We start from the raw sequence: 19531 nt of genomic DNA on the forward strand, positions 1-19531 counted from the left end.
TACTTGGACTATCTACCCCTCAAGGACAAGCTCGCACTGCTGACCATCCTCCAAATCCAGAATCCTACTTAGCCATGATCCGGAAGACGCTCAATGTATTTTTCCCGCTAGCGCTCGGAGTCATCTTGTTCTTGATGGCAAAAGAAGCTTTCAATGCTGCCTTTCCTTTGGCCCTGCCAGCCTCAGTAATCCTGGGGCTGGCAGGCACACTCTCTGTCCTTTACGCTTTGGCGCAAATCAAATGAAGACCAAGACCCTTGGAATCTCGATCGTTCTCTCTGCCACTCTTCTCGGCGGTTGCGCTACCGTCCCTCCTGGCAATGTTGGGGTAAAGGTTTATCAGGCGGGCGGCAAGCGTGGTCAGATGGAAACCCTTGAGGTGGGGCGCTACGGTGTCAACCCGGTGACCGAGGACATCTACAACTTCCCCACCTACCGCCAGAACTTGGTTTGGGAGCGCAGCGACAACCCTGACCAGAATGAGCAGATTACCCTCAACTCATCCGAGGGCGCTAGCTTCACGGCAGACGTGGCTATCTCCTACAGCTTCGCCCCCGACAAGGCCGAGCAAATCTTTTCTGAGTTTCGCCAGTCCCCTGAAATGATTGCAGATGTCTACGTTCGACGCATGGTGCAGGACTCCTTTAACCGAGTTGGCTCCACCATGAAAGCAATCGAAATCTACGGAGAGCAGAAAAGCCTGTTCCTCGACACCGTCCTCAAGGAGATTCAGTCCGACCTAGATCCCCTCGGTTTCCAGGTCCACTCCATCAGCTTTGTCTCCCTCCGTCCAGACGCAGAGCTACAGGCTGCCATCAACTCTGTCATCACCGCTAAGCAGGAGGCGGAGCGGGCGCGACAGGAAGTAGAAAAGGCGAAGGCCAACGGTGAGGCAACGGTCGCCACCGCCCGTGCCCAGGCAGAAGCTAACCGCCTTCAGCAAGAGTCTATCTCTGCCGAACTACTCCAGCAACGTGCAATCGAAAAGTGGAACGGGGTTCTCCCTCAAGTGACGGGCGAAACCGTCCCATTTATTAACCTTCAGCAACCCGCTCCGCCCGCCCAGTAGCTTAGCCACGCGATCGCTAAGCACTTCACTTGGCGATCGCCCTAGTTCAGGCTGATTTAATCTGCAACTTGAATTAGCCCACAAAGAAAATAGTTCGTTGTTAGCGATGTGTCCCTTATCGGACGCATGACAGAGCGCACATGCTGCGGAAGACCCAAGGTCTGAACGTTCTGGCAAAGGAACTAGGCGTTGAGCCGGAGACGGGGAAGAGCATTGAGCCCTGACACAGGCCAACCGGTACAGCGATCATCGAGTGCTTTTTATAAGTGAATAGGTGCGCCGAAAAGCAATCACCTGGAACTAGCCAATATTGCCCCACTTCAGCACAGCCCAAACGAAACCCCCACAGGCACCGCTGGCCTGTGGGGGTTTCGTTCTTAAGGTGCATCTACGATTCAGGACGTCCTACCCGTTGCCTACTTATGGTGCCCTCGTCAGTGATGGCGGTAGCAGGGGTAAGCTGTTTGGCGTAAATGGAATTTCACATCTGCCCCTGGCTATCGCCGGGGGCTTTGTTTTGAGAACCTTCAGTCGGAAGTCAGGGGGTAAGCATGTGTATCTCGGAGCCATTGGTACTTAGGGGTAGTTGTGCAAGTAAATGAGCCGTGATGTTTAGCGAAATACTTCCTCAACAATGTTTTTTCGCTTTTCACCGTTTGTCTTGCCTGAATAACTTTCTTTGTTCTCACTTACAGGCGACACATCTTCTGCTCTGACTTCTTGCACCTGACCAACGATGAAAATGAGTGTGAAGGGTTGTTTCATTTCGCGCTCGACAAAGGCTTGCAGCAAAGACACTTGCTTGGGCGTAATCGGGTCTTGAGCGCGCACATCTAAATATACTTCTGGTGGATCCGTTAACCAATTAGTTCGAATTTTTAACAACCCCAAGCGCTGAAAGGTCACGGTGCGATTGAGCAGTGCTTGCTTCAAGCTCGTTTCTAACTGTGCCTGTCGCACAAGGCGAAAAAAACCAATACCCAGTGGGACAAACAGCATGGCGGTTAATGCGAGTGTCCAGAGCAATGCCCGATGAGCACGGCGCAGCGAGGCATAGCCAGCGAACAAGAACGCAAGCATACAAGCAAGCGTAATGCCCAGCAGGTTTGTGAGGTAGAGCAGCATTGCCCCCCAACTCAGCGACCAGTTCGCCTGCGACAGCCCCAAACCAACGACACAAATGGGCGGCATTAGAGCGACCGCGACCGCAGTTCCGGCTAAACTCCCCGAAATCTTAGGCTGTACCTTGGCATAGCCGCTAATGCCGCCTGCTACTATCGCAATGCCTAGATCCAACAGCGTAGGCGCTGAGCGGGCAAGCACTTCGCTATCATAGCTAGGAATACCGACCAGTTTCCCAAGACTAAACGCGATCGCGACCGCTAATAAAGTGCCAACAATGATGGCAATTATGCCTTTGCGAAACAGAGGGATTTCTCCCTGCAGAGCACCAAAGGCCAGTCCGCGAATTGGCAGCATCAGCGGGGCAATGATCATTGCCCCAATAATCACAGCAGCACTGTTTGCCAGTAAGCCAAAGGTAGCGATTGCACAGGAACCAACAACTAAAGCTAGGTAAGACGAGTCCACTGTAGCTTCTGCTAGCAAGTCTGCCTGAAGCTGCTGTAATTGGACTAGTTCTGCCTCTTTACGTTGAAAGTGCCGGAAACGTCTACGCAGGTCGTTCAGCAAACTCTTCTCCTTCTCAGCTTCAAGTTCCCGTTTGTCCTCAACATCCTACCCGCAATTCTAACGGTCATATAGAATCAGAGGTCATGTAAAAATAGACTATAGGTAAACGCAATTTCTCTATGAAATAAGTCGTTTTCGGACCGATAGCAGTTGAACTCCTATTGGGTGAAGGCGCGATCTAAGCTAATCTAAAGCAGTTTCTATTAGTGCTCTCGGTTTCGTTAAGTGTGGCAACCTTACCTCAAGTTTTTAGCTAATTTCGCCACATTCCTCACACGCTGCTACCAGTAATTATCAGGTTAGGGTTAGCCTTTGTAGATGTGCGTCCGGTTCAACCTTTGATCGGGACTGATGAGGCAATTGCTCGTCAGGCTACCTCCAGCGAGTAATACAATACCTGGAAAATATTGAAACTCGTCCGGGCATTAGTCCAGAGTTTTATCGATATCAAGCAGCACTGGTGCAAGGTGAATTACTCTCTCTCCGAACAGAACTTGATCAACTTCTGAATGAATATCCCAATCCGCAAGATTTTATCGCAGCTAAATGCGATCGAAACTGCAAGCAATTGGAGCAGAAACCTACGTTAATTTTGTTCGGGTAGGGCAACTTACCCGAGAACTTTCATCTTTTTTTGCAACAAACGGCAGAGGGTGAAGATAGATAGATAAGCGAGGCAAAACGGCATCAACTACTTATGACTCTAAAGGCAGAGAAAGCGTAAATACAGCCCCTTGGCCGGGTTTGCTATTGGCTGTAATGCTGCCGCCATGGGCTTCAATAATGCGTTTGGCGATCGCCAGCCCCAGACCGACCCCACTTTGCTTAGTAGAGTGGCTTGTGGTGTAAAACTGTTCAAAAATGCGAGGTAAATTGGTTTCAGGAATGCCACTTCCCTGGTCCCGAATTGAAATTAGGGCTTGTTGCTTGTTACGAGAGGCCGTAATGAAAATACAAGCATTGGGGGTAGAGTACTTAATTGCATTGTCTAGAAGATTTAGAAACGCCTGTAATAAGCGTTCCGAATCGCCCATCACTCGAAGATCCTCAACATCGACTTGTACAGCCACGTTTTTAGCCTGCAGGCGAACTTCCATGGCTCTAATCGCACGGCTAATGACACCTTTTAAGGCAATAGCTTGAATTTCTAATAGTGTGATGCCCGCTTCTAAGCGTCCCAGGTCTAGCAAATCATGAATCAAGCCCGAAAGCCGCTTCGTCTCCTCTTTTATGGTTTGGAAGAAGCGATCGCGCAGTTCTAGCTCATCTACAGCGCCACGCTCCAGCGCCTCAATGGTGACTTGAACATTGCTGACAGGGGTTCGCAGTTCATGGGAAACATTGGCGAGAAAGACTCTGCGTTCCTCATCCAATGATTTCAATCGTGCACTCATGCGATTCAGTTCTGTCGCGAGTTGGTCTAATTCATTGCTTTGACGAATCGTGAGTCTGTCATCAAACTGACCGCCACCCACGCGAATCGCAAAGCTTCGCATCACCTCAATAGGTTTAGAGAGGCTCCGAGCTAAACGATCGCTGACTAAGGCACAGAGAAAAATGGTAAGAGCAAGGGCGGCTAAAATTGTCCAGGTCACGCTGGCAAACTGTTTCTGAAACTGTTCTAAAGTAATCGAGATGCGCAATATTCCTAATAACTGACCGTTGCGAACCATCGGTTTGGCAATATAGATGCGATCGCTCGTTGATAAAACTCCTTTAGCAACGCCTTGCGCCTCATGACCACGTAGCGCTTCTGAAACGCCAGGTATCGGTAGCCAATTAGTGATTTGTCGATCCGTTTGAGGGTCAGAGGTAGCTAGCAACGAACCTTGGGCATCAAAGACGCGGAGTGTGATGTTGGCGGGTGCCCCGTAGCGCTGCACAATGAGCTGTACCCCTTGCGTATCTTTTGCTTCGAGGACATCTGTAACGCTCTCGCTCAGTGCCGTTGACCAGTTTTCTAAATCTGTCTGACGGGACTGCATGAAAAAGGCATAAAACGTCCATAGGATGTAACCAGACATGAGCGAGGTTCCCGAGACGATCAGGAGCAGGTAGGTAGACAAGAGCTTCATGTGGATGGAATTCCACCGAAGGGACGCTAACCATCTGCTCGTGAAGGAATCTTGGAAAAACAGTTTCATCAGTTCAAATATGGTTGGGTGAATGGCACGTCTGTCGCAAGTGATCTAATCTGACGCAACAGTTTTTATGACTTAAGCCAATTGAGTCATCACCCCCTGCATAATGCTTTAACCGCCTTTATGCAGATTCCCCATGATGGCGGCGCAGCACAGCTTTAATGCGTGCGAGCAACTCACTCGTATTGAAAGGTTTGGTCACATAATCATCTGCCCCTGCCTCTAAGCCCCGAACCTTGTCTATGTCTTGGTCTTTAGCCGTTAGCATCAGAATAGGGACATCAGAGAAAGCTCGAATACGCCAACAAACTTCCATTCCATCAACTTCTGGCATCATCAGATCGAGCAGAATGACATCGGGTACTTGTTTATGAAATTGTTTGATTGCGCTTTGTCCATCTGGTGCTGTAGTGACCTCATAACCTTCTTTTCTCAGTGAGTAAGCAAGGCTTTCACAAAGTGGGGCTTCGTCGTCGATCAGCAAAAGATGTGGCACTAGTATAAACAGTTACACTGCACATCCAGAGTCTCAGGGTTAGGATTCACCAACATCTACCTTGAGAGGTAAATCGTTTTCCGCTCAGGGTTTACTGCTGACAAACACTAAGCTCAAAACGATTAGCAGGCTCGGATCCGAGCGGCGACTGCAGTGATGCAACACTGCCGCAAATTGCTTCTAAAAGCTTGCAGTCTGCTTATCTAACGGGAAGGCGCTATCGGGAGATAAGGAGTCATCTGGAGGTAGTCAGGCTAGACCGCTCTAAAATTGAAATTAAGTGCTCGCGCATCCCTTTACAGCTACAGCCTGCTGAAATCACAACAACATCTAAATGATTTACTGGTTGTAGCCAGAATTGAGCGCTGCTATCTGAGCGTGATTGCACTAAATACCCTGTTTGATCGTCTAAATCGTAAGGAAAAATCTGCCCTTTAAAGTGGGTATTCTGCTCAACAAATTGCTGCAACTCAAGATTCTCGGAATTGTTGACTGAGCGAACAATGATGGAAGTATATCCCCGTCCTAATGCCCGCCCACCTTGGGCAACACAGGTAAGAACTTGATAAGTTCCAGGATTCACAATCTCAACTTCGCCGTCATTGCGAAGAATTGCTCTGAAGTTGGAAGGAATTGTGAGTGTCATGCCGAACTGGGGTAGCTCCAATTCCCGGGTAGTTTCAGCCGCTGGAATCGGACCCGGATCAGGGCAGTAGTCAGATTGAGCGACTGCTGGCGAACTTGGCAACAGACCAAATACATTAATTAGCACAGCAGTCAAAAAAATAGAAAATGTGTATTTCATAGTTTTCTCTCAACAGTATTAACGTTAATCACAAAGTGACCATCAAATCAGTGTTTATGATGACCCAGATAATCTTTTATTGCCTCTTCCCCTACACTTAAATCTGTCCACTTTTGCAATGTCAAAAGGCTGATAATGGCTGCTAATCCTGATCCTAATGTGTCGATGATCATGTCAGCAACTGCATCATCGACGTTGCCAATCACATTGGCTAACAAAATCCTACCTGCTAACCATTCAGCAATTTCCCACAACGCTCCAATTGCAATACAAAAGCTAGTGATCGTTGCTAGATATAGCCGTGTGTGACGATTAGAAAAAGAGCTAGGGCGATCGCATCTTGCCATTTGCCCTAAATAGCAGTGGCAAGAATAGCGACCACAAGTAGCGTTTGCCCAATCCAGGCAGCAAAGCGGCACCCTTTCCAGTTGCTAGACACCATCTTTTCTCCTTAAATCAAGCTTGGCCGATCGCTTTCACGGCGGCTAGATAACGCTCTTTGACATCCTGGCGATCTAATTCTTCGGGGCTTCCTTCCTGGCTGCCGTGCTCAATCATATTGGCATGACGCAACAGTGCAGCTCGGTCAGCTTTGGTATAGGTAAAAGGGGCGATGACAGCGATCGCTTCTAGCAACCGCATCGTAACTGCCACGCTTGTTTGCCCATACTGCCGAATCTGATTAAAAGCAGCATCCGTAACATCTGCAAACGTTACGGGTGCTGCTATGACGCGTAGCTTATCTTGGTCATCATAACGATAGGCAGAGGGAATCTCTTTTTGTGCTAAGTGACAAAGCGCTGCGCTGAGTTGATCAATACAGCGAATGGCTGTGAACGGGTCATTGATGCCGGGTGAGAGGGCACGGACTGCAATCTCAACCAGTTGATTAATCGAAAATTCGACATCCTGCTGATCCGTGCGCTGCGAACCTAAGACAAAGGCATCATTAATTTGTTTAACCAGCTTTTTGCTACCCGATTCTGCTGGATAGGCGAGTGCCAGTAGACTTCCTTTAATCACAAAGTCTCCAGGACGACGCTGAAGCTGAAGCAGGATATTGGTTTCTGTTGCAATTTGCATTAGCTGCTTTGTATCGATTGCTTGAATATAGTTACTGCTAGTCGATTGAATAGCGGCTGCCTCGTGATCAAAATTGGCTGGAATCTCTGAGGCAAACGGTTCTGCTCGATGCTCCGATGCGCCGCGTCCTACCTGTTTGGGAAAGAGCCGATCGATTACTTCATCTAGCTCACATCCCACTCTAGAAATGACGTGATCCACCTGAATGGAAGTGGCGGAATGGTGAATAAAATAGATTAAAACACCAATACTAGCGATCGCCAATCCAATCCCGCAGGTGACCGCAATATGTGGCACAAACTCATTCTCGGCAACACCATTGATGGTTCGTAGCACCATCAGACTGTAAACAAAGGTAGAAATAAAGGTTCCTAGTACAATTTGGTTACCGGTATCTTGCATAAAGTTACGCAGTAGGCGCGGACCAAACTGTGAAGACGCAAGCTGAAGCGCCACGATAGTAATAGAGAATGCAGTCGTGGCAACGGTTACCATTGAGCCTGCGATCGCAGAGAGAATGGCTCGTGAACCATTAGGACCCAGTGCATACGCCCAACCTAAATTACCAATAATGTCGGCTTCTAGCTGTTGGTCAATGCCAATAGTGATAAATGAAAGCCCAATCGCTAGCACAACCATTAGGGTCGGAATGAACCAGAAGCTAGAGTGCAGTGAGTCCAAAAGCTTGCCAAACTTGGTTCCCATTTGCTATTCCTCTGCTGCTGGAGTAGGCTTCATGCTGCCTGACCCATTTCCCTGAACCTTGATCTCGGCAAGGCGATTGAGCGAACGACTGATGCTGCGTGACTGCGGCACTTTACCTTTCCCAGCGGGCCAACCTTCGCGTTGACGAGTGCGATCGCCATCCGTTGCTTCAGTCTGGTCATGAAATAGGATTTGCTGCGTCGGAAAGGGCAAATCGATGCCACTTACTGTTAACTTATTTTTAATGTTAGTCAACACTCGGTCTTGCAGATCTAGCACATCTGCGCGACGAGGGGGTTGCACCCACCAGCGAGCACGAATATTAACAGTGCTGTCTGCCAATTCAACTACAATCGCATCAGGAGCAGGAGTTTTCAAGGCTCCGTCTGTTTCATGTATTGCCTCTAGAATGAGCCGTCGTGCTTCGTCAATATCGTCACCGTAACCAATGCCAATATCGTACTCTAGGCGGCGATTCTCAAACGCGGTATTAACCGTGACAGAATTTGTAAATAACTCAGAATTTGGGATTACAATTCGCCGTCCATCATAAGTTCTAATGGTCGTTGCTCGAGTTTCAATATTTTCTACAGTGCCTTCAAAATCCTTAAACACGATTTGATCGTCAATTTGAAAGGGCTCAGTGAGCAATATTAAAATACCCGCTAAAAAGTTCTGTAAAATATCTCGAAACGCAAAGCCAATCGCGACACCACTGATTCCAAGTAGCTGCACAAGGTCATTAGCTTTAAGCGACGGAATCACGATAGTCAGCGCAATGAACAAGCCCACTAAAATAGTTGTGCCTTGTGCCAATCGTCCCAGCACCATTCCCAAGTTGCGAGCTTGCCGGCGATTACGCGTTAAGTTTCTAACTATTTTCTTGATCGCTCTAGCAACGAAGAAAAAGATCACAAAGACAATCAACGCCAGCACCACGTTTGGCAACAAAATAATGATGCCATTCACCATTGCCTGCATCCTGTCTAGGAGACTTGACATTTCTTCACTCATCGCTCAACTGTCATAGAAAGCACCTGTATACTAGTAGAATCCGGGAGAACCAACTTCTCTCTAAGGTTGTTGATTCTCCTGCCTCAAGCTTTGAATCTCAGTTCGCAGGGCTGTAATTTCGTTTCGCAGGGCGTCAATCGATTTTGCTCCGACAATCTCGGCTTCGTCGTCGTCAGCATCTTGTCCGATAAAGAATGTGGCTAACGTTGCTGTTACATAACCGAATACGGCAAACGCATACAGCGCTAGCAGAAAACAGAGGATGCGACCTTCTGCTGTTTTGGGAAAGTAGTCTGATCCCATTGTGGTCATCAGCATTGCTGTCCACCAAAGCGCAGTGCTGTAGCTATCAAATCCGGGCAAATCTGGAGCATCTTGCTCAAAAGCATACATTCCCGCAGCTCCAACCAGTGTAATAATTGCTGTCATCATCACCACATAGCCAAAACCACGCCGCGCAAAGGTGGCTGAGAGTGATCGCATACTGCGATTGGTGCGAGTCATTACACGCAACAGCCGTAAGCCTCGAACTGCTCGCGTAGTTTGTAAAATTCGCATTACACGCATGAACCGCAACACGCGCAAGGCGGGTAGAAGTAGTGCAATGGCTGGAATCCAATTTGTTTTAAGATAAGCAGCCTTGCGGGGGGCAAGCGATAGTCTAAGAATAAATTCCAGGATAAATGCGCCCCAAATGAGGAAGCTAGTTGCATCTAAAAGAGGAGCGAGTCCCCAAATTAGTTCCACTACAAAAAGACCGAGCCAAGCAAAACTCAACACGAGCATTGGCATTTCCAGCCAATCCTCAAGCTGCTGCAAGATTTGCTGTTGCTCGTGTTCTACTGCTTGCTTTTCGGCTCGTTCCAAAGGTTGCATCACGATAATTCAATGTCATAGTTCAGGCGGCGTTTCTAGCACAATCACGTTGACTAGGGGCGTCGCATTGAAACCTTGGGCTAACAGGTGAGCTTGAATGGCTTGAGTCAAATCAGCGCGGATTTGTTCAGTCGATCGAGCCGCGTTTGGCTGGCGCTGAACATAGACCACGCACAGCAAGGTATTTTGCCCCTGAATATTGGCTCTGGTAAAACGCACATTGGATTCGACCAGTTGAGCAGAATCACTCTGCTGCACAACCTGCTGCAATTCAGCATTTACCCGCTGAGCACGACTGGAACGTTCTAAATTTGGATGACTAGAAAATTGCCAACTCAGCAAACCGGCCAGCACGATCGCGCTTAGCCCCACTGAGATGGGAAACACACCACGTTGCCCACGCCGATAACGCGCCCCTTGAGTGGATAATCCTCCAAACAAGCGAAACAACAGGGCGGCAGAGAAATTGATACCACCTAGTTGTAGTAGTAGTAAAAAGAGTCCATTGGTGACTAAATCCCAACGCCCGATCGCCCCTGCCATGCCGACAATGCCTGCGGGTGGAGCCAGTGATGCTGCAACGAGCATTCCAGTAGCGGCTCCCGACACCAAACTACTGCGATCGGACTGGATCAAAGTCAACGCTCCCGCTGCTCCCGCTGCCAGCGGAATCAAAACCGAAACGGTGGAAATTTGGCTGCTGTCGATCATCAAATTAGATGGAATCTGCTGCTGGAGTATCCAACTGAGCAAAGCAGTGGTCGCGATCGTCACGCCTAAGGCGGCAAAATATCGGACAATGCTGCGCCGGAGCAGTTGGCGATCCCCCCTTGCGGTTGCCAGAGCGGTATTCATCGCGGGACCAGCAAATGGAGCCAGCAACATTGCGGCTACCAAGAGGTAACTTGTGCTGGTATACAAGCCTATCCACACGATGACTCCGGCTATTGCTGCGTAGCTGATAAAGCCTTTCCAAGACCCAGTACTTTGCAGACCTGAAAGAAAGATTTCAATCGGGCTACGCTCTTCAACATTTGTCACCTGAGTAGCAGCAGCATCGGCAGGTGGATGGAGCGCCATAATCCCAGTAGGCAGCAGCGTAAAGCTTAAATCCGGTAGATCTTGCAGTTTCTCAAGCAGCTTTTCAAGCTTGCCGTTAGAAACATGAACAAATACCAAGTCCAACGGTTGCTGCACTCCCGTCGCTTCAATTTTTGCCAGGTTAGTGCCGTCACAGACTTTCGCGATCTCTAAAACAGTTTTTCCATATCCCTGCGGCACTTGTACAAGAAGCTGTCGCATTGCTTTTTTTCATCCTCTGACAGAAGCGTTGTTTTAATTCTTTAGCATCAAGCTATTAGCTCCGTTGAAGCTGAGCTGATGAATTGGCGATACTGACAAGTGCTGATGAATTAATGCCACGACTTCGCCGCAATTTGCAGGACGGGTTGGGTTCAACACTCATCGATCGGCATAGTCAACAACAATTCCGGCCATAGTTCTTACAGCAACACCCTCCATTGCATACTGAGGAATCGGCGGTGCAACTTATTGACAGTAGTCCTGACTGCTGCAGAGGCTAGGCGTCGCGAAGCATTGCTGCTTGCTAAAGCAGAACCGAAACGAGGTTTCATCACTGGTCTCCTAAATCTTTCGTTTCACCCAGACCCTAATCGTTAATGGGATCAAAGTCGTGTACCTTTTGGGCCAGATAAGCGATTAAACGGTTGCTGCATTTACTTTTTATACTGATATCCCTCATGACCCTTCAAATCTAGCTGCGATCGCGCGGGCCAAAACGAGCCCAAACTTAACCCGACCCGATCGCGCCAAAGCTACAGAGTGACGCGTCACAACTGTTCCCTTAAACAGAGGCAGGACCAGCTCAAACCGCTTACTATCGGGCCAGGTGAGAAATAATTTGGGATGGCAGTAATTCGTCATCTGGAGTAGCTCACAAGCATTATCTTGGACGACTGGAGACAGACCTATGCAGCTAGGAAAATGGGTCGGCCTGCTGGCACTAGGGGTCTCTATCTATTTTCTTTGGGAAATTCGTCAGGTGCTGCTGCTATTGTTTGCGGCAGTGGTGATAGCGACCGTGCTAAACCGGGTGGTGCGAGTCTTACGGCGGCTGCGGATTAAACGGGGACTGGCGATCGCAATCACCATTGCCCTGCTGCTGCTGATTGTCTTTGGCCTCTTTGCCATCATTTTGCCCCGATTTATTGACCAACTTCAAAATTTAAGTGGGTTACTGCCAGCGGCGCTCGAACGCCTAAGTACCAGTTACGAATGGTTTCAGGGCCGCATTCCCGGCATGGCCCTGGGAGAAAACCAGGGGGTAGACCGCCTGCTAGACCAAGCCCAAGCGCTGATATCTAGCACATTTGGCAACTTTTTCCTCATCCTTAACTCGTCGATCAACGCGGTAGTCAACCTATTTCTCGTGCTAGCGGCTACCGTCATGTTGCTGGTCAATCCGGGCTCCTACCGGCGCACTGTCATCGCCGCCTTTCCCGCTTTCTACCGCGATCGCGTAAACGAAATTTTAAACAAGTGCGAACATTCCCTGGTGGGCTGGTTTCAAGGCACCCTGGCAGGCATGGTTACGATCGGTACCCTGAGCTATATTGGGCTGCTAATTTTGGGTGTACCGCTGCCTCTGGTCAACGCTATTCTCGCTGGGCTGCTAGAGATTATTCCTAACGTCGGCCCCATTATTAGTGCTGTTCCACCGATCCTATTAGCCCTGCTAGATGCTCCCTGGAAAGGGTTTGCCGTGCTGATCCTGTACTTCTTGATCCAGCAGTTTGAAAGCCTGGCTTTAATGCCCATACTCATGAAACGGGCTGTATCACTTATGCCCCTGTTCACGCTGCTTTCGGTCGTCATATTTGCAGCCTTGTTTGGGTTGCTGGGGCTATTTTTGGCTGTTCCACTGCTGATCGTGGTGCAAATTTGGCTGCAAGAAGTGCTGGTCAAAGATGTGATGGATTCTTGGCAAACCCCCCGTACCCCAAGCCGAGATCAGCTGCACCAGCAATAGGCATAAGTCGCTGGGCCAAGAGCGCGATGTCGCCACCGCTGAATTCCACCGCGTAGTGAGCAACCATATCAAAACCGAAGGCGATGAACCCATGCAACATAGACAACGTACCACCGGGCTACCTAGCTCAGTTCGCCAAGTTTTGGCCGGACCTCTATAGCTACGATCAGCATCAGGATCGAAAGCAGGCTGCGGAAGAGGGGTCGTAGAAGCTTTCATAGACGCTTTCGAGTTGGGTGGGCAGGCCGAGGGCAGAACCCTGGAGACGTTCCGACAGGGTTCCCATATGATTTGCAGTCGTTAGTCCGTCGCCTCTTGCATGCGGCTCATCAGTCTGACTACCGACTTCGTCGTCTTCAACGTCTTGCAAGCAGGGGAAATACAGCTACTAAAAAGCCGGGGCATGACCCCGGCTTTTTAGGTTTGCGTTGTTTCAATTTAACAGCCGTCTGGCCCACAGAAACTGTGCCCGTACAGTACCTCCGCGTCGCAGATATAGGCAATGCCCGCATAATCGTTGAAAAATTGCACTGCGACCCTGTCTGCAATTTTCTCGGCCATATCCTGATTTTCAGTAAGCACCTCGAACTTTATATTTGACTCGGTGTCAGAAACGCTGGGTTGTCCCGACGAGCGCACGTTGCGACTGCCTTTACCGCCAGTCTCTAACACCGTATAACCAGTTGCCCCGGCTTCGTCGATGATCTGGGCGATCTTCTTCAGCAGCAATTTCTCGGTGATGAGAACGAGCTTTTTAGCCGACTTGGCCATGTAGGTTACCTCCTTACAAATATATTCATTGAACCACTAGGTCACCGGGCCAGGGAAGCACCGGCAGACCAACCCGCTTGAGATTAGCCACCCGCCATTGCCTGGGCGAGCCCGACGAAGAGTGGTATGCACAATGCGATCGCAACCGGCGTGCCGATGGCTGTGGACGCGCCAATATAGGCGGACGGATTGGCCGACGGGATACCAGCCCGTAACGTGGGCGGCCCTGAGATATCTGAACTGGAGGCGGCAATGACGGCTAGGAGCGCGACGCCGCCAGCGCTGAATCCCGTTGCATAGTGGGCAATCATGCCAAGGCCGAAGGCAATAAACCCATGCACAAAGGGTGCCACAAAGGCATATAGGGCGTACCACTGGGCCACCTGGCGCAGCTCGTTGAGTCTTGCCCAGGCCTCCATGCCCATGATCAGCATCAAAATCGAAAGTAGGCCACGGAAGAGCGGATCGTAGAAGCTCTCATAGACACTTTCCGGCCGGGTTAGGATGCCTAAAGCGAGACCGAGCAGCAATGCTGACAGGGCAGATCCCTGGATGCTTTCCTTCACGATGGGCCAAATCTTGACTCGATTGCTTGGGGTGTTGGCCGACCCGGTGGAATATCCGCCTGCTCTACTGCCCGACTCGCCAGGATATTCACTTGTAGTGCTGCGCTGGTCGATGGGATATCCACCTGCGGCAACTGCGGGAATGGGCTGATTGATGGGAGCCCCGCCTGCGGCAACCGGCTGCTTGCCGATGTACTCCTCATTTTTGAGATACTTCTCATTTTTGAGATACTTGTCGCGCTTCTGCTTGTTGGTATAGATGCTAGCTATGACGATCGCTGTCACGAGCGCTGGGATGTCCATAAAGGGATAGAGTGCGCCGGCCCAGGCCTCATATTCGATGCCTTGCCCTTCCAGTACCGTGATGCCAGCGACCATGGTAGAACCACTCACAGCACCGAACAAGCCCCCGGTTGCAACGGCATCCACGACTTTGATGCCAGGTAACTTGGCGAACGTGTAACGCCCGATGAGCACGATCAAGACCCCCGTTACCACAGCGAACAGTGCGGGTAACAGCATCTCCGTCAGGTTGGCATTGCGAACGGCCATACCGCCGGTCAGACCGACTTTGATGAGCAGCATGAAAACGATGAACTTATAGATCGCATCTGGAATTTGCAGTTCGCTACCGAGAGCGGCAATGACGATACCGCCAATCAGAAAGCCAAGCGTCGGGGACTGCAACTGCGCCACGAAGTCTGTAAAGAAAAGGGACAAAAACTCCACTAAAACCTCCTTCCGCCTCCTCAACGAGGGGGTAATTATTGTGATGAGTGAGCTTTAACAAGTAAGAGTGAATCGTTGCACCCCTACAGCACAGGTGTTACGCGAGAACCTGCCGACAAGGTGTTCAGAGATTGCCACTCTCTGAATGGGGCCGGAAGGTGTTGCTGTCCCGCAGCACCTTGAATAGATTTGAATCTATCAAGAGTCAAATCTCTATGTGACTAAGTCTATACTGAAGTCACAGACTTTTGCGCAACAGAGACATGGATTTGAAACGCAATATCCAATCCAAACCATAAGTTTTTCTTTTATGTAACGCTCTCTGGCATATACCTGGATGATGTAAATTGCAGTCACAGAGTTTTCTCAATGCGACCTGTTACTGGCCATAACCGCATCTGCGACCCGCCCTTAGCCGATTTGAGACGGCTCTAGAGTTTATTTGTAGTCGGGTTAAGACATTTGCTACGCATGGAGGCGATGCGAGCTAGGTTGATGGCCTATTGCAGCAGTTGACCGATCACCATTGCCGTAAGCGAACTAGCCAAAGTTATACCTAGCCATCGGATTGTCGATGTCGCACCGCTGCAACCTTTGACAAAGCTGCGATCGCTCTTATTGGGCAACAATCCGATCACAGATATTGCATCACGAACTCGAAGACCTACTGCTAATCAACCCATATTTGGGGGGAGTTGTTGCCGGCATAGGAGTCGTGGACGGACCGTAACTGGCGAGGTTAAACTACTCCACCACCAATAGAAGACCGAACCCACAAAGTATCTTAAGAAGAGAGACTGGGTCGCTCAAACCTGACATAGATGCCAACCTCAAGAGCACGGTGGAGTGGAAGGCTGTAGTCTCTAGCGCCTAGAGTAGCCCCTGATCTGGCCGCAGAGTTGTCCCGAGCCACAAAACAGCATCAGTAATCCAGATCGGCTAATTGCGCGCACAGGCAACTACTCAACCCACCCTGCCCTAAACTACCCAAGGCCTCTGCCCTCGGTCGAAAGCAAGGGGTGAGCATGTGCAAGTAGCACAACGGTTACAGAACGCAAAAATGACTGATTGCGTTCTGTAACTCTTATTCCACTGAGGAGATAGACTGAGTCGCTTGTAGAGCTTGCACCAACACCTCGGCTGCTCGTTCACGGTCGGAGGTGCCAAACAGCCCAACAATCCTATCCTGCGTCCGCGTCACGAACCGCCGTATTCCTTGTGCCTCAGCCGGTGACTCAGTATAAGCACGAGCGATCGTAAGGAGTGCCTGTGCGCGGTCGACCGGATCGGATATGGATTGAGCCGTTTGCAGAGCAGCATCAAACTGCCCCTGCTGAGCAAATTCTTGCACTACTGAGGGCAGGAGCCACAGGTTTTCCTCACTTTGAGCCAGCTCCATAGCCTGCTCCGGTTGCCCAGATTCAGCATAGCCCTGCACGATATCTGGCGTAAATCCTTCCACGTTACCGGTTTGAACAAGTTGCAATGCCTGCTCAGGCTGCTCTACGTCGAGATACCCAACTGCCACTTCTGACAAAATGCCTTTGACCTGCTGGGCTTGGACAACCTGCCACGCCTGATCCGGCTGCTTTTCTTGCAAATAGTGTCTGACGATGCCGATCATCGCACTGTTACGGTTGGGGTTAGACTCCGCCAGCTTGACGGCTGCTTCCAGATTACCTGCTGCGGCATAGGCGATCGCAATATCTCCCAATGCCCCCTGCCGCTCGCTGACCGGCTGGATTTCCTCGACGATCTGCATGGCTCGCTCGAAGTCGCCAAGTTTGGCATAGCCAACGGCTACTTGACCTAGCGCATCCGCATCGGCTCGACCGCGAAGGGCATTATCGGGGGCAATGGCTCTCCCAACCTGATAGGCTTCCGCCAGTATCGCCACGGCTTTGTCATTCAAACCTAGCTGCTGGTAAAGGAGCGCCGCCTTGACAAACTGAGTCACTTTATCGAGGGGGAACGGCTCTGTGGAACGGTTGCGAATTTTGGGAACGGTTTGATCGAGAAGCGCGATCGCCCGGTCATTTGCGCCTAACTCCACAAACTGTTGAGCCGTCCAGAGGAAAGCACTTCCCTGTAATGAATCCCTTTCAAGGGTTTTGGTATCTATGGTTGCCGCACTCAGAATCGCCTGTTCCAGTAACGCCTTTGCCGGTTCAGGGTGCCCTGCTAGAGCCAGATTCATGCTCATATTGCTTAACGTTTGCGTCTGATAGTAGGCATCGTCAATCTTTTGCGTCTGAGCGATCGCTTCTTTCAATAGCTCGTCCGCTCGCTGGGATTGTCCTACGTCCAACAAATCAGCTGCAATTTCCGACAGGGCGAGTGGGTCTCCCATCCCGCTGCCTAGCGCGATCGCTAACTCAAACTGTCCCTCATCGGCAAATTCCCTAGCCCGATACATCAACGATTCGGTCGGAGAGGTGCCGCTGCTGCTACATCCAGTTGCCGCTTGAGCCTCGGCGGTTTCAATCGCCTCTGTAACCCGTCGCTGGCCCTCTGCCTCCTGCCCGATTAGCCAATAGCTACCTGCTACTCTTGCTAGAGTATTGGCTTTGAAGCAGGGTTCCGTTTCCGCTGTTGCCTCTAGGGCCTGCTCGGAAATAGCGACGGCCTGTTGCGAATCACCCAGCTTTGCATATTGAAACGCGATGTCTGACAACAATCTGGCTTGCAGATCGGGAGCGGGTAGGGCGATCGCTTGTTTTGGGGTGAGCATTCCAAGAGCGGGCAGGGCGGCCAGGAGGAGAAGTTTGGCACAGAGCAGGTTGGATTTCATAGTGACTCTATAGAAATAAGGATTTGAGTAAGGGAGTACTGTCTAGCAATGCACCCTTGATGCTGAATTAGGCTTGAAACGACGAAAAAAGCCCTTTAAGCAACCTTTGAAACAGCCATAGGGTGAGACTGTAAAGGGCAACATTGAGGGCGAATGCCCCAAGACTTACATAGAGATAATCCTCCGGCCCGACCTTACCCCAACCAGTTGTAGGGGAATCGGTTTCCTTATCTTGAACAAACGGCAGGGGAAAGCCCGCCCTTTGCTCACCAAACCTGCACTGTCCAATCTGGCAGGATTGAGCATCCGTGCAAAGTGTTTCACAATGAGCCGGTTGCTTGTAGCGCAAAGAGGTAACCGTTAACCCGACTGATATCAAGATGATCAGGGTAGTCTTAATTCCTATATGAGCTAAAGAATTACTGCTTGTCATTAGGAACTGGCTGAGGATGCAATCCCAATATGGATAGCCTAGGGCTACGAAACCTAAGCGAACCTAATCTAATCCCAACTCTGGATGAGTTTTTATTTTGGATGATTAATTTAAAAAGTTTTGCTGAGCAAGGGATGGAACCATTGACGACAGCGGCATGCATCGGTTCCCATTGTTCCTCTCCAGGAACCTAATCGCTTCCCACTGCAATAATGCACTTGCCACCAAATCCCATAAGCTCAAACCTAGAAGCTTATGGGTTTCTGCTGCACCGCTGTGTTGGAGGTGCTACCCTACGCGGACGTTCCCTAAAAGTCTGTGAACAAAACCTTTTGTTCAAGTGTCACACGCCCAACGGGTACTACACGGCGGGAGGGGTTAAGAGGAGACCACATAAGCCGTATCGCATGTAACTCGATTTGCTCTCCTGTAAGCTGCTGAGCAAGGTGATTAAGAGCGACACCACGCTCTTGTCCACGGTTGATGTAGTAGATACGGTCATCACCTTCGAGGGTGATCACTACATCATTGACACCGCCACCCATAACTTGACTGACTCGACCAGAAACTACATCAGTGTTGTTAACTGTGGGTTGTGGAACAACGCTAACGACAAGGACGTAAGCTACGAGTGCAAATGATGTCAGCGCAGTCGCTAAACCTAATTTTCGAAGTCGAAGAGTAGTTTCCATAAACGATATTCTTCTCCAAGCCTATAGACTACCGATACTGTAGACAAGCCGTGAAAGGGATTGTTCCTCTACAGATAAGCTCATCCTCAAATTTTCATAATTGAATTCATACCCTGCTTTAAAGCAGGTTACCGATACCGTTCCTTGAATAACTTAGTCACCAGAATCACTCATATAAGCAAATCGATGTGTTGCAGAATACATAGGTGGCCCTAAATAAACATAGTCCTGCTAGGTCGTCAGAAATCTAGATTAATTTTGACGATACGAGTCAAGATTAAAGCCTTTGAGGGCATAGCCTGCTTTAGCACCTCGGTGGTTCAATCCAGCCATCATGCCCATCGCTAGGTCATAAGTATGCTCAAACATCGCGCCTCAAATCTCATGGGCTTTGAGTTGATGCCATTCGGTCTCGATAAGTTCATCTCCGAACAGTACGGGGGTAGCAGAATCATGAATCGGTTGCAGAGGCACCCAATGAATTAAGGTAGTACTAGAGAGGTAACGATGCGTTGTAGTGGTGAATAAAATTCCATAACAGGCCAATGTGATTACGTAGACTCTTCGAGAAGGCTAAGCTGCGTCTGACAAAGCGTGAAACCCGCTGTCTGAGGGTATT

15 protein-coding genes and 2 pseudogenes are annotated in these 19531 nt (G+C 49.9%); 2 read left to right on the forward strand and 15 right to left on the reverse strand.

Annotation, left to right across the window (positions count from 1 at the left end; genetic code table 11):
• Positions 1–241: 241 nt before the first annotated feature.
• On the forward strand, positions 242–1069 hold the full coding sequence (locus tag H6F75_RS16025; protein WP_190703253.1) for an SPFH domain-containing protein: 828 nt from the start codon (positions 242–244) through the stop codon (positions 1067–1069).
• A gap of 612 nt (positions 1070–1681) precedes the next feature.
• Here H6F75_RS16025 and H6F75_RS16030 read toward each other — a convergent pair.
• The 9 genes from H6F75_RS16030 to H6F75_RS16070 all read right to left on the reverse strand — a co-directional run bounded on the left by H6F75_RS16030 (position 1682) and on the right by H6F75_RS16070 (position 11183).
• Positions 1682–2761: a DUF389 domain-containing protein gene (locus H6F75_RS16030; protein WP_190753463.1), complete on the reverse strand. Its 1080-nt coding sequence runs from the start codon at positions 2759–2761 to the stop codon at positions 1682–1684.
• Positions 2762–3456: 695 nt separating this feature from the next.
• Positions 3457–4836, reverse strand: a complete 1380-nt coding sequence (locus H6F75_RS16035; RefSeq protein WP_242020044.1) for a HAMP domain-containing sensor histidine kinase — start codon at positions 4834–4836, stop codon at positions 3457–3459.
• 187 nt (positions 4837–5023) lie between these two features.
• On the reverse strand, positions 5024–5398 hold the full coding sequence (locus H6F75_RS16040) for a response regulator (protein WP_190753464.1): 375 nt from the start codon (positions 5396–5398) through the stop codon (positions 5024–5026).
• 235 nt (positions 5399–5633) lie between these two features.
• Positions 5634–6203, reverse strand: coding sequence for a hypothetical protein (locus H6F75_RS16045; protein ID WP_190753465.1), 570 nt, complete (start codon positions 6201–6203; stop codon positions 5634–5636).
• A 47-nt stretch (positions 6204–6250) separates the two neighbouring features.
• Positions 6251–6550, reverse strand: coding sequence for a hypothetical protein (locus H6F75_RS16050; RefSeq protein WP_199303968.1), 300 nt, complete (start codon positions 6548–6550; stop codon positions 6251–6253).
• A 109-nt stretch (positions 6551–6659) separates the two neighbouring features.
• Complete coding sequence (locus tag H6F75_RS16055) at positions 6660–7991, reverse strand: DUF2254 domain-containing protein (protein WP_190753466.1); 1332 nt, start codon at positions 7989–7991, stop codon at positions 6660–6662.
• A 3-nt stretch (positions 7992–7994) separates the two neighbouring features.
• The gene (locus H6F75_RS16060; RefSeq protein WP_190753467.1) at positions 7995–9005 is read right to left on the reverse strand and encodes a mechanosensitive ion channel family protein; all 1011 of its coding nucleotides are present in this window, start codon (positions 9003–9005) and stop codon (positions 7995–7997) included.
• 60 nt (positions 9006–9065) lie between these two features.
• Positions 9066–9881, reverse strand: coding sequence for a potassium channel family protein (locus tag H6F75_RS16065; RefSeq protein WP_190753468.1), 816 nt, complete (start codon positions 9879–9881; stop codon positions 9066–9068).
• Positions 9882–9896: 15 nt separating this feature from the next.
• Entirely contained in the window at positions 9897–11183 is a 1287-nt protein-coding gene (locus tag H6F75_RS16070; RefSeq protein WP_190753469.1) for a DUF389 domain-containing protein, read from the reverse strand.
• A gap of 688 nt (positions 11184–11871) precedes the next feature.
• Here H6F75_RS16070 and H6F75_RS16075 point away from each other — a divergent pair.
• Positions 11872–12930, forward strand: a complete 1059-nt coding sequence (locus H6F75_RS16075; RefSeq protein WP_190753470.1) for an AI-2E family transporter — start codon at positions 11872–11874, stop codon at positions 12928–12930.
• 25 nt (positions 12931–12955) lie between these two features.
• Here H6F75_RS16075 and H6F75_RS28840 read toward each other — a convergent pair.
• From H6F75_RS28840 to H6F75_RS16105, 6 genes and pseudogenes are all read right to left on the reverse strand, one after another.
• Positions 12956–13207, reverse strand: a pseudogene (locus H6F75_RS28840) (sodium-dependent bicarbonate transport family permease); the annotation flags it as partial.
• Positions 13208–13368: 161 nt separating this feature from the next.
• Positions 13369–13701 carry a hypothetical protein gene (locus tag H6F75_RS16080; RefSeq protein WP_190753471.1) on the reverse strand — a complete coding sequence of 111 codons (333 nt, stop codon included), beginning with the start codon at positions 13699–13701 and terminating at the stop codon, positions 13369–13371.
• An 83-nt stretch (positions 13702–13784) separates the two neighbouring features.
• Complete coding sequence (locus H6F75_RS16085; RefSeq protein ID WP_190753472.1) at positions 13785–14996, reverse strand: sodium-dependent bicarbonate transport family permease; 1212 nt, start codon at positions 14994–14996, stop codon at positions 13785–13787.
• Between the two features lie 1084 nt (positions 14997–16080).
• Entirely contained in the window at positions 16081–17787 is a 1707-nt protein-coding gene (locus H6F75_RS16090) for a hypothetical protein (protein ID WP_190753473.1), read from the reverse strand.
• A 741-nt stretch (positions 17788–18528) separates the two neighbouring features.
• On the reverse strand, positions 18529–18912 hold the full coding sequence (locus tag H6F75_RS16100; protein ID WP_190753475.1) for a hypothetical protein: 384 nt from the start codon (positions 18910–18912) through the stop codon (positions 18529–18531).
• Positions 18913–19405: 493 nt separating this feature from the next.
• Positions 19406–19531 (reverse strand): annotated as a pseudogene (locus H6F75_RS16105) (IS1 family transposase); the annotation flags it as partial.

It is taken from the genome of Nodosilinea sp. FACHB-131, assembly GCF_014695395.1.
Lineage (GTDB): Bacteria > Cyanobacteriota > Cyanobacteriia > Phormidesmidales > Phormidesmidaceae > Nodosilinea.